A 12,117-nucleotide genomic window follows, 5' to 3' on the forward strand; every position below is an offset into this window, starting at 1 on the left:
AAGGCCACTCCCAGCCCACCTCAGTGCGACGGCCCCCGCCGAATCCGACTAACGAGCGATCGAGCGAGAACGTCGCTCGCCTCCGCGCCCCAGCGCACTTCCCGCTCCACCTCGACAAGGGCGAGCCCGGCCAGCCCCTGGACGACTCGCGCCGCAACCACCTCGCACGCTGAGCGGTGGGCGAGAGTCGGTCCTAGCCCGATGACGCGAGGTCCAGCCAGTGTTCGGCGAGGGTCAGGCGGGTGGCGGTGGTTGTCCGCCAGCGGGGTTCCTGGACCCGGTGGGGGCCGGTGGCCAGGGACAGCACGACCGCCGCGGTGCGGGTCGCCAGGGTCGGGCCGTCCATTGTCGTGGTGAAGCGGGTGAGGAGGGCCATGCCCAGGCGGTCGAGGGCGGTGGCGCGGTGGGGGTGGATCTGGGCCAGGACGCTCAGGTGGGCCAGGAGGCAGGCGGCGTCGTCGAGGCGTTCGCCTCGGCCCGCGGTGTCGATGTCGAGCAGGCCGGTGACGACGCCGTCGGCGACCAGCAGTTGGCTCTCGTAGAAGTCGCCGTGGACCGCCGCGTCGGGGGACTGCGGGGTGGTGTGGTGGACGGCCGCCGCGACGCGGAGGGCACGGGGGGCCAAGGCGGGGTCGGCGGCGGCGATGACCTCGGCGTAGTGGCGGGCCTTCTGGCCCCACGTCCGCCTGCGCGGTCCGGTCGCCAGTTCCCCGGGCAGGCTGTGCAGCGTGGCCACGATGCTCGACACGAGCGGGCCCGGGTCGGCGAGCGGGTCGTCCGGGCCCGGCCGGACGATGTGCCTGCGCAGCGTGCGCCCCGGGAGTCCGGCCAGCACCACGAGCCCGTCCTCCGACCAGCCCAGCGCGGGCGGCACGGGGCAGCCCGCGGCCAGCGCCAGCCGGTGCCTGCGGTGCAGGCCGCGAGCGCGGTCCGGCCGCACCGCCTTCACGTACAGCTCGCCGCGCGCGGTCTCGACGCGCACGACCGCCCGCCGCCGGGGGCGGTAAGCGACCACGCGGACGGTGACCTCGCCGCCCGCCCACCCCACGCTCGCGCACACCCGCCGCATCCGGTCCGGGTCGGCGGCGACGGCCAGGCCGGGCAGGTCCGGGTCGTGCGGGAACCGCCAGAGCCCGACCTCGCCGATCCGCACCACCCCGCTGGGCAGCGGGACGGGCAGCGCGCGCGACGACGCGCCCAGCACCTCGTCGGCGGTCGACCCGTCGGCCAGCCGCAGCCGCGCCGAGTAGCCGACGGTCGTGCCGCGCCCGGGCTGGTGGTCGACCTGGGTCGCCGCCCAGTCCAGCAGCTGCGCGCCGGAGCCCCGCAGCGCCGCGGCGATGAGATCGCCCGCCGCGGGCCCGGTGAGCAGCGCGAGATCCGAGGTCACGGGACAAGCATGACCTGTCCGACCCGGTTGGGCCTCGCGGATGACCACACTGCCGAGCCCGCGCTCCCGCGACCTGGTCCCGATGCGGACACCGTCCCTAGTCGGCCGTGATGACGGCGAGGCAGCCGCTGACCGAAGCCTGTTCGCCCGCCTGCCACGTGCCCGTGACGACCCCGATGGCGTCGGGACCGAGGGCGGGAGCCCCGGGGACGGGCACACGCACCAGCCGCACCCGCACGGCGGCGGTCCTCGCCGAGCCCGGCACACGCAGCTCACCGCGTGCTCGCGCCGCGAGCGCGCCGCTGCCCGGATCGGTCACCCCGTTGGTCCACACCAGGTCGAGCAGGCGCTCGCGCCAGAGCGGGTCGGCCTCGCCGTCGTAGATCCAGCGCGTGCCCAGCACGCTGTGGTCGGCGGTGGCGATCAGCGCGGCTGCGGGCATGCCCGGACCGGGTTCGCCACGGAACGTCATCGGGACGTGGTAGACCTCCGAGCCGTCGGTCAGCAGGTGCGTCTCGATGCCGACCCGCCCCGCCGGGTCCTCGAAGCGGAAGTACCCGACCGGCCGCAGCGCGGCATCCGGGCCGGCCCGGCACCAGGGCTGCCGCGCCAGCCACGGGGGCAGGAACTCGCGGAAGTGCGGTGTCAACGTCGCGCCAACGGCCACCCGCCGGACCCTACCGATCAGCGCGTTCCCCAGTTGTCCGGTGGCGGCACGAAACGCAGTCGGATGAGGCGAGAACACCTCGACCAACCGCGCGGACGTCGACCGACCCGCCTGTTTCGCAATCCGTCGCAAGACATTGCAACGATCGGGTCTTGTCAGGTGCCTCGTGACGTGATTGTGTGCACCAGCCTGGCGGATTCCGCCTGCAAGGTCTTGCGACGACGAGGAGGTCGGCATGGGTCGACGCCTGATGTCCGCGGTGGCGGCGCTGGTGGTCGGGGTCGGGGTGATCGTGCCCCTCTCGGGCGGGCAGGCGGTCGCCGAGGAGTCCGACCGGCTCGCGGTCGGGGAGGTCGTCGACATCGGGGCGGGCGCCAGGCCGGGGGACGACGGGCTCGCCCGGGACGCGCTGCGGTCGGACCTCAGCGGCGAGCGGTTCTACTTCGTCATGCCGGACCGCTTCGCCAACGGGGACCGGCGCAACGACCGGGGCGGCTCGCCGTCGCGCGACCGGCTCGTGCACGGGTTCGACCCCGAGGACAAGGGCTTCTACCACGGCGGCGACCTCAAAGGGCTGCGCCAGAAGCTCGACTACCTCGACGGCATGGGCGTCACCGCGATCTGGATGACGCCGATGTTCGCCAACCGCTGGGTGCAGGGCAGCGGCGAGGACGTCTCCGCCGCCTACCACGGCTACTGGACCACCGACTTCACCCGGTTCGACCCGCACTTCGGCACCACCCAGGACATGCGCGCGCTGATCGCCGACGCGCACCGCCGCGGGATCAAGGTGTTCTTCGACATCGTCGCCAACCACACCGCCGACGTGATCGACTACGCCGAGGGCCGCTACGAGTACGTCAGCACCGGCGCGCAGCCCTACCTCGACGCCGACGGCGACCCGGTCGACATCAAGGCGCTCGCGGGCAGCCCGGACTTCCCCGAGCTGGACCCGGCGTCCTCCTTCCCCTACACGCCCGTCTTCCGCACCGAGGCGGACAAGACGGTCAAGGTCCCCGCCTGGCTCAACGACCCGTCGCTCTACCACAACCGCGGCGACTCCACGTTCAGCGGCGAGTCCACCGAGTACGGCGACTTCGTCGGCCTCGACGACCTGATGACCGAGCACCCGCGCGTGGTCGACGGCATGCGGGACATCTTCACCTCGTGGATCGACACCCTGGACATCGACGGGTACCGGGTGGACACGGTCAAGCACGTCAACATGGAGTTCTGGCAGGCGCTCGCGCCGCACGTGAAGGCGTACGCGGAGAGCAGGGGCAAGCGGGACTTCTTCGTCTTCGGCGAGGTGTTCAGCTCCGACACCGCGCTCACGTCCAGCTACACCACGACCGGCGGCATGCAGTCCACCTTGGACTTCCCGTTCCAGTCCGGGGCGCTGACGTTCCTGGCAGGCAAGGGCGCGGGCAGGCTCGGCGAGGTGCTGCTGGAGGACGACCGCTACACCGACGCCGACTCCAACGCGAACTCGCTGCCGACGTTCCTCGGCAACCACGACATGGGCCGCATCGCCTGGCAGCTGCGGCAGGAGCGGCCGGGCATCACCGACGCCGAGCTGCTGGAGCGGCTGGAGCTGGGCAACGCGCTCATGTACTTCTGGCGCGGCAACCCGGTCGTGTACTACGGCGACGAGCAGGGCATGGCGGGCTCGGGCGGGGACAAGCTCGCCCGGCAGTCGATGTTCGCCAGCAGGACCCCGGAGTACGCGGCCGAGACGTTCGTCGGGAGTGGACGGACCGGCGCGCAGGACAACTTCCGGCAGCAGCACCCGCTGTACCGCCAGCTCGGCGCGCTGGCCGACTTCGTCGAGCGGGACACCGTGTGGCGGACGGGAAACCAGGAGCTGCGGCTGGCCTCGGGCGACGTGATCGCGTTCAGCCGGACGGACAAGCGCAGGCTCCAGGAGTTCGTCGTGGTGGCCAACGCGGGCACGGCCGCGGCCGAGGTCGACGTGCCGGTGGGCGCCGCGCGGTACCGGACGGTGTACCCGTCGGCGGGCGACGGGCCGGTGGCTGCGGACGGCAAGGTGCGGGTGAGCGTGCCGCCGATGTCGGTGCTGGTGCTGGAGTCGGTGCACCGCGTCCCGTCCGGCGGGGTGAGCCCGACGCTGGTGGCCCCGGCCGAGGGCACCGTGCTCGACGAGCGGGTCGAGGTGCGCGCGGACGGGGTGACGGCGGCGTTCGCGCAGGCGACGTTCGCCGCCCGGGTCGAGGGCGCTGCCGAGTGGACCGTCCTGGGCACCGACGACGCCGCGCCGTACCGGGTGTACGCGGACGTGGCGGGGCTGCCGGGCGCGCAGGCGGGCAAGCGCGTCGAGTTCCGGGTCGTGGTGCGGGACGCGCACGGCGCGCTGGGCGCGGACGGCGCGGCGGTCGCGCTGGTGCCCGCTCCCCCGGCGGGCGGGCCGACGACGGGCAGCCCGGACTGGCTGGTCGTGCACTACCGGCGACCCGCGGGCGACTACGACGGCTGGACGCTGCACGTGTGGGGCGATGTCGAGCAGCCCACCGACTGGGCGGCGGGCCTGCCGTTCGCGGGCGAGACGCCGTACGGGCGGTTCGCGTGGGTCAGGCTCAAGCCGGGCGCGCGGTCGGTGGGCACCGTCGTGCACAAGGGCGACGAGAAGGACGGCGGCGACCGGGTCATCAGCCCGCCCGTCACGCCGCAGGTGTGGCTGGACCAGGGCGATCCGGCGGCGCACCCGACCGAGGTGGCGGCGACGGGCCGGGTCGCCGTGCACTACCGCAGTCCGGACGGCGATCCGTCGGGCGCGGTCGTGCGCGTGGCGGGTCAGGACGACGTCCCGCTGGCGGGCAGGGACGACTTCGGGGCGCACGCCGCCGTGCCCGCGTCCGGTCTCCCGCTGGAGTTCAGCGTGGTCGAGGACGGCGCGGTGGTGGCGTCCGGCCGGGCGACCGGCGGTTCGGCGTGGGTGGTCGGCGACCGCGTGCACGCCAGCCGCGCGGCGGCGGAGAACCGGGCGGTCATCCACTACCACCGCCCGGACGGCGACTACACCGACTGGGTGCTCTACCACTGGACGGGGTCGCTGAACCCGAGTCCTGGGTGGACGCAGTCGCGGCCGAAGGACGGCCAGGACGGGTTCGGGATCAGCTGGTCGGTGGAGCTGGCGCCGGGCGCGGCCGGGCTCAGCCACATCATCCACAAGGGCGACACCAAGGACCCCGGCGCGGACCAGTTCCTCGACGTCGGCGGCACGGGGCACGAGGTGTGGTTCGTGTCCGGCTCGGCGCGCGCGGACGGGACTGCGTCGTGGGTGCTGCCGCCGTCCACCGCGCCCGCCGCGGACGCGGACCTGGGCCAGTCCAAGGCGGTGTGGGTCAGCCGCGACAAGCTGGTGTGGGACGTGCCGGTGTCGGCGTCCGACGGCTACCACGTGCGGTACGACCCGGCGGGCGGCATCCGGCTCGCCGACGGGGCGATCGTCGGCGGGAAGCACCTGCGGCTGAGGCCGGACGGGACGCTCGACGGCGACCTCGCGGCGCGGTTCCCGCACCTGGCGGGCAGGCCGGTGTTCTCCGTGCGCGACACAGCCCGCATCGACGAGGCGTTAGGCGCGCAGCAGGTCGCGGTGCACGTCGACTCCGGCGGGACGCTGCGGCACGCGACCGGCACGCAGCTCGCGGGCGCGCTCGACGACCGGTACGCGGCGGCGGCCGAGCTGGACTACCGGCCCCGGGTCTCCGGGGCGACGGCGTCGGCGCGGCTGTGGGCGCCCACGGCGACCTCGGTGCGGCTGCGCCTGTTCGCCGAGCCGGGCGACACTCCCGATGAGGTGGTCCCGCTGGCGCGGGACGCGGCGACCGGGTCGTGGTCGGGCTCGGGGCCGTGGCGGGACCGGTACTACCAGTTCGAGGTGACCGGCTGGTCGCCGACGGAGCGGAAGGTCCGGACGGTCGTGGTGACCGACCCGTACTCGGTGGCGCTGTCGGTGGACTCGACGCACTCGCAGTTCATCGACGTGGCGGCGGCCGCGCCGCCCGGGTGGTCGGCGGAGGTGGCGCGCGGCCTCGGCGGCGACCCGACCGAGCACGGGATCACCGAGCTGCACGTGCGGGACTTCTCGATCAGCGACCCGACGGTGCCCGAGCCGGACCGCGGCACCTACAAGGCGTTCACGCACCGGGACTCCGCCGGGATGACGCACCTGCGCGACCTCGCGGCGGCCGGGCTGGACACCGTGCACCTGCTGCCGACCTTCGACATCGCCAGCATCCCCGAGCGCCGCGCCGACCAGGCGTCGCCGCAGTGCGACCTGGCCGCCCTGCCCCCGGACTCGGCCGCGCAGCAGGAGTGCGTGATGGCCGCGGCGGCCCGCGACGGCTTTAACTGGGGCTACGACCCGCTGCACTTCGACGTGCCGGAGGGCTCCTACGCCACCGACGACGCCCAGTCCGGCGCCGCGCGGGTGAGCCAGTACCGGTCGATGGTGCAGGCGCTGCACGCGAACGGCAACAAGGTCGTGGTGGACGTCGTCTACAACCACACCCACGCCGCAGGTGACGCGCCGTCCTCCGTGCTGGACAAGATCGTGCCCGGGTACTACCAGCGCCTGGACGCGGTCGGGGCGGTGGCGGACTCCACGTGCTGCGCGAACACCGCGCCGGAGAACACGATGATGGGCAAGATGGTCGTGGACTCGGTCGTGCACTGGGCGCGGACGTACAAGGTGGACGGCTTCCGGTTCGACCTGATGGGCCACCACCCGAAGGCGTCGATGCTGGCCGTCCGCGCCGCGCTGGACTCGCTGACGCTGGAGCGCGACGGCGTCGACGGCCGCAGCGTCCGCGTCTACGGCGAGGGCTGGAACTTCGGGGAGGTCGCCGACGGCGCCCGGTTCGTCCAGGCCACCCAGGCCACGATGGCGGGCACCGGCATCGCGACGTTCAGCGACCGCCAGCGCGACGCCGTCCGCGGCGGCGGGCCCTTCGACGCCGACCCGCGCGTCCAGGGCCTGGCGTCGGGCCTGGCGGGCGACCTCAACGGCGCCCCGGTCAACGGCGACGCCGACGCGCGGCTGGTCAACTACACCGACCTGGTCAAGCTGGGCATGGCGGGCAACATGGCGGACTACCGCTTCCTCGGCACGTCCGGGACCGTGACGACCGGCCGCCAGGTGGCCTACAACGGCGCGCCCGCGGGCTACGCCGCCGCGCCCGGCGACATCGTCAACTACTCCGACGCCCACGACAACGAGACCCTCTTCGACGCGCTGACGATGAAGCTGCCCGTCGACACGCCGATGCCGGACCGGGTGCGGATGCAGAAGATCGCCCACGCGCCCGTCCTGCTGGGCCAGGGCCAGCCGTTCCTGCACGCGGGCAGCGAGTTCCTGCGCTCCAAGTCGCTCGACCGCAACAGCTACGACTCCGGCGACTGGTTCAACGTCTACGACCCGACCCTGACCGACAACGGCTTCGGCCGGGGCCTGCCGCCCGCTGCCGACAACCGCGACAAGTGGGCCTTCCACGGGCCGCTGCTGGCCGACCCCGCCCTGCGGCCCCGGCCCGAGCACATGCGGGCCGCGGTCGACGACACCCTCGAACTGCTCGGCCTGCGGGCGTCGTCCCCGCTGTTCACCCTGGCCGACCCCGCCCTGGTGCAGGCGAAGCTGTCGTTCCCGGCCGCCGACGCCGGGCTGGTGGTCGCCCACCTGGACGACACCGCGGGCCCCGACGTCGACCCGGACCGCGCGGGCCTGCTCGTGGTGATCAACCCGTTCCCGACCGCGCGGGAGATCACCGCGCCGACGGCGGGCTGGGCCGCGCACCCGCTGTCCGCCGACGCCGCCGCTACCGCGATCGACGGCACGGCGATCACCGTCCCGGCCCGCTCGGTGGTCGTGTTGAGCCGCTGACCGGGGAAACGGGCCCCGATTCGGCGCACGCCGAATCGGGGCCCGTCTATTCCGATCGCTATTCACCCGGCGAAAGCCGAGGGCCGCATTCGCCCGAAGAGAAGTGGCGGACTACCCCGAACAGGCTAGGAGCGCACCAGTCTGGCGATGGCCGCGGAGGCCTCCTTGACCTTGACCTCGGCCTCCTCGCCGCCCACCGCCGCGGCGTGGACGACGCAGGTCGCGAGGTGCTCGTCCAGCAGTTCCAGGGAGAACGACTGCAGCGCCTTCGTGGCCGCCGAGACCTGGGTCAGGATATCGATGCAGTACTTGTCCTCCTGCACCATCCGCTGGAGGCCGCGGACCTGGCCCTCGATCCGGCGCAGCCGCTTGAGATAGGCGTCCCTGTTGTCGCTGTCGATGGCCACTGCGGTCCTCCTCGGGGTATCCCGTGAATGATACGGGACCGCCGTCGCTGAGCCGAGAACTCACAAATGGTCTAGACCTTGACGGGTCTAGACCAGTGCTGGTTCAGTGGCTGTTCCCTGCTCACGACAGGAGTCACCGATGTCCCGAAAGCTCGCCGCGTTCTGCGCCGCGGCGGCGACCGCTGTCGCGATCGTCATCCCCTTGTCTGCGTCCACCGCCCAGGCCGCGGACTGCGTGACCGCGTGGGTGTCGTCCCAGGTCTACACCGGCGGCCAGACCGCCTCCCACAACGGCCGGAACTGGTCGGCCAAGTGGTGGACCCAGGGCGAGACGCCCGGCGCCGCCGCGGTGTGGGCCGACCAGGGCGCCTGCGGGGGCGGAACGACCCCGCCGCCCGCCACCTGCACGGCCACCGACTGGGTCGCGGGCCGCAACTACCGCGCGGGCGATGTCGTCCGGTACACCGACGGGCGGCACTACATCGCCGAGCACGACAACCCGGGCTACGACCCGACGATCAGCACCTGGTACTGGAACCCGCACACCTGCAACGGCGGCACGACCACGACGACCACGACCTCCCCGCCCGCCCCGGGCGGCTTCGTCGTCAGCGAGGCGCAGTTCAACCAGATGTTCCCGAACCGGAACCCCTTCTACACCTACTCCGGCCTCACCGCCGCGATGAGCGCCTACCCCGGCTTCGCCAAGACCGGCTCGGACACCGTCCGCAGGCAGGAGGCTGCCGCGTTCCTGGCCAACACCAGCCACGAGACCGGCGGGCTGGTGCACATCGTCGAGCAGAACCAGAACAACTACCCGCACTACTGCGACTCCACCCAGCCCTACGGCTGCCCCGCAGGCCAGGCCGCCTACTACGGCCGCGGCCCCATCCAGCTGAGCTGGAACTTCAACTACAAGGCCGCCGGTGACGCCCTCGGCCTCCCGCTGCTGACCAACCCCTGGCTGGTGCAGCAGGACGCGTCCGTCGCGTGGAAGACCGCGCTCTGGTACTGGAACACCCAGAACGGCCCGGGCACGATGACCGCGCACTCGGCGATGGTCAACAGCCGCGGCTTCGGCGAGACGATCCGCAGCATCAACGGCGCGCTGGAGTGCAACGGCGGCAACCCGGCCCAGGTGCAGAGCCGGGTCACCACCTACCAGCGGTTCGCGCAGATCCTCGGGGTGAGCCCGGGCGGCAACCTCTACTGCTGACCGAGGTCGCGCGCCTCGGCGTACCGCTCGCGCACCGACGGGACGGCGTCTGCGTCGAACCGCGCCGTCCCCGCCGCCGCCCACCCGGGGGGCGTGTCGCCGCCCGCCAGGCACCAAGCGGCCTGGCGGGCGGCCCCGTCCGCCGCGTACTCGCCGGGTTCGGGGACCAGGACAGGGCGGCCGAACACGACGGGCGCGATCTGGCGGACAGCTCGGGAACGCGCGCCCCCGCCGACCAGGACGACCCGGTCGGCGCGGGCGCCGTTGGCGATGAGGGCGTCGACCCCGTCGGCCAGCCCGCACAGCACGCCCTCGACGGCGGCGCGGGCGATGTTGGCCGGGGTGGCGCTGGTCAGGGTGAGGCCGTGCAGGGTCCCGGTGGCGTCCGGGCGGTTCGGGGTCCGCTCCCCCTGCAGGTACGGGACGAAGACCACGCCCTCGGCGCCCGGCGGGGCCGACAGGGCGAGGTCGCCGAGCCGGTCGAGGTCGACGCCCAGCATGCGCGCGGTGGTCGTCAGCACCAGCGCCGCGTTGAGCGTGCACACCAGCGGGAGGAACCCGCCCGCGGCGTCGGCGAACCCGGCGACCACGCCGGAGGCGTCCGCGGCGGGCACGGCGCTGGGGGTGAACGCGGTGCCGGAGGTCCCGATCGACACCACCACGTCGCCCCGCGCCGCGCCCACGCCGAGCGCGACCGCGGCGTTGTCGCCCGCCCCGGGCGCCAGGAGCGTGCCGCCGACGCTGCCGACGGCCTCGGCCGGACCGGCGACGCGCGGCACCGACGGGCGGTGGCCGAGCGCGGCCTCCAGGATGTCCATCCGGTACTCCCCCGTCGCCGGGGACCAGTAGCCGGTGCCGCTGGCGTCGCTGCGGTCAGTGGTCAGCTCGCCGCCGCCGAGCCGCCAGGTCAGCCAGTCGTGCGGGAGCGCGACGGCCGCGGTGCGGGCGGCGTTCTCCGGCTCGTGCCGGGCCAGCCAGCGCAGCTTCGACACCGTCAGCGAGGCCATCGGCACCGTGCCGACCGCGTCGGCCCACGCCCGCGGCCCGCCGAGTTCGGCGACCAGCTCCTCGGCAGCGGCCGCCGAGCGGGTGTCGTTCCACAGCAGGGCCCTGCGCACGACCGCGCCCTCGTCGTCGAGGCACACCATGCCGTGCTGCTGGCCCGCGATCGACAGGGCGGCGACATCGTCGATGCCGCCCGCCGCGTCCAGGGCGGCGGTCAGCGCGGTCATCCAGTGGACCGGGTGGACCTCGGTGCCGTCGGGGTGCGGCGCCGAGCCGGAGCGCACGAGCGCCCCGGTCCCGGCGTCGCGGACGACCACCTTGCACGACTGGGTGGAGGAGTCCACCCCGGCGACGAGCGCCATCAGCCGACCCCGAGCAGGTGCTCGACCGCCAGCTGGTTCAGCGCCACGAAGCCGTAGCCGCGGGCCGCCGCCTTGTCGGCGTCGAAGTCCTCGAACGCGGCGCGGTCGGCGAGCAGGTCGGCCACGGACTCGCCCGCGCCCAGGGTGGGCGTGCGCAGCTCGTCCAGCCCGGACACCTTCAGCGCCTCCTGGACCCGCGGGTCGGCGCGGAAGGCCTGGGCGCGCTCACGCAGCAGCAGGTAGGTGCGCATGTTCGCCGCGGCGCTGGCCCAGACGCCCTCGGCGTCCTCGGTGCGGGCGGGCTTGTAGTCGAAGTGGCGCGGGCCGGTGTAGCCGCCGTGCTCGAGCAGGTCGACCAGGAAGAAGGCGGACAGCAGGTCGCCGTGGCCGAAGACCATGTCCTGGTCGTAGCGCGGGCCCTTCTGGCCGTTGAGGTCGATGTGGAACAGCTTGCCCGCCCACAGCGCCTGCGCCACGCCGTGCACGAAGTTCAGCCCGGCCATCTGCTCGTGCCCGACCTCGGGGTTCACGCCGACGATGTCGCCGTGCTCCAGCTCGGCGATGAACGCGATGGCGTGGCCGATGGTGGGCAGGAAGATGTCGCCGCGCGGCTCGTTGGGCTTGGGCTCCAGGGCCAGGCGCATGCCGTAGCCGCGCTCCTTGACGTAGGCGGCGACGGTGTCGACGCCCTCGCGGTAGCGGTCGAGCGCGGCGGCGACGTCCTTGGCCGCGTCGGACTCGCTGCCCTCGCGCCCGCCCCACAGCACGTAGGTCGACGCGCCCAGCTCGGCGGCCAGGTCGACGTTGCGCAGCACCTTGCGCAGCGCGTAGCGGCGGATGGCGCGGTCGTTGTTGGTGAAGCCGCCGTCCTTGAACACCGGGTGGGTGAACAGGTTGGTCGTCGCCATCGGCACGACCATGCCCGCGGCGTCCAGGGCGGCGCGGAAGCGGGCGACGGTGTCGGCGCGGACGGTGTCGTCGGAGCCGAACGGGATGAGGTCGTCGTCGTGGAAGGTCACGCCCCACGCGCCCAGCTCGGCCAGCCGCCCGACGGTCTCCACCGGGTCGAGCGCGGGCCGGGTGGCGTCGCCGAACGGGTCGGCGGCGCGCCAGCCGACGGTCCACAGGCCGAAGCTGAACTTGTCGGCGGGGGTGGGCTGGGGTGCCACGG

7 protein-coding genes are annotated in these 12,117 nt (G+C 73.7%); 2 read left to right on the top strand and 5 right to left on the bottom strand.

From position 1 onward, the window contains the following. Positions 1–193: 193 nt before the first annotated feature. On the bottom strand, positions 194–1,390 hold the full coding sequence (locus IEY98_RS13835) for a phosphotransferase family protein (protein WP_189210830.1): 1,197 nt from the start codon (positions 1,388–1,390) through the stop codon (positions 194–196). A gap of 97 nt (positions 1,391–1,487) precedes the next feature. Then, positions 1,488–2,057, bottom strand: a complete 570-nt coding sequence (locus IEY98_RS13840; RefSeq protein WP_189210831.1) for a maltokinase N-terminal cap-like domain-containing protein — start codon at positions 2,055–2,057, stop codon at positions 1,488–1,490. A 235-nt stretch (positions 2,058–2,292) separates the two neighbouring features. Between IEY98_RS13840 and pulA the strand changes: the two genes are divergently transcribed. Beyond that, entirely contained in the window at positions 2,293–7,956 is a 5,664-nt protein-coding gene (gene pulA / locus IEY98_RS13845) for a pullulanase-type alpha-1,6-glucosidase (RefSeq protein WP_189210832.1), read from the top strand. A 125-nt stretch (positions 7,957–8,081) separates the two neighbouring features. Here pulA and IEY98_RS13850 read toward each other — a convergent pair whose 3' ends face one another. Beyond that, complete coding sequence (locus IEY98_RS13850; RefSeq protein WP_189210833.1) at positions 8,082–8,363, bottom strand: metal-sensitive transcriptional regulator; 282 nt, start codon at positions 8,361–8,363, stop codon at positions 8,082–8,084. A 139-nt stretch (positions 8,364–8,502) separates the two neighbouring features. On the opposite strand from IEY98_RS13850, the gene IEY98_RS13855 reads away from it, so the two are divergent. Then, positions 8,503–9,579: a glycoside hydrolase family 19 protein gene (locus tag IEY98_RS13855; RefSeq protein WP_189210834.1), complete on the top strand. Its 1,077-nt coding sequence runs from the start codon at positions 8,503–8,505 to the stop codon at positions 9,577–9,579. On the opposite strand, the gene xylB is transcribed toward IEY98_RS13855, so the two are convergent. Continuing rightward, positions 9,570–10,946, bottom strand: coding sequence for a xylulokinase (xylB, locus tag IEY98_RS13860; RefSeq protein ID WP_189210835.1), 1,377 nt, complete (start codon positions 10,944–10,946; stop codon positions 9,570–9,572). The genes IEY98_RS13855 and xylB overlap by 10 nt on opposite strands. Further along, positions 10,946–12,115, bottom strand: coding sequence for a xylose isomerase (gene xylA / locus IEY98_RS13865; RefSeq protein ID WP_189210836.1), 1,170 nt, complete (start codon positions 12,113–12,115; stop codon positions 10,946–10,948). Before xylA ends, xylB begins: the two co-directional genes overlap by 1 nt. Positions 12,116–12,117: the final 2 nt, after the last annotated feature.

This window comes from Actinokineospora fastidiosa (assembly GCF_014648415.1).
GTDB lineage: Bacteria > Actinomycetota > Actinomycetes > Mycobacteriales > Pseudonocardiaceae > Actinokineospora > Actinokineospora fastidiosa.

Coding starts and splice junctions, on each gene's coding strand:
- pulA (WP_189210832.1), top strand. CDS start 2,293: ATGGGTCGACGCCTGATGTCCGCGGTGGCGGCGCTGGTGGTCGGGGTC.
- IEY98_RS13855 (WP_189210834.1), top strand. CDS start 8,503: ATGTCCCGAAAGCTCGCCGCGTTCTGCGCCGCGGCGGCGACCGCTGTC.
- xylB (WP_189210835.1), bottom strand. CDS start 10,946: ATGGCGCTCGTCGCCGGGGTGGACTCCTCCACCCAGTCGTGCAAGGTG.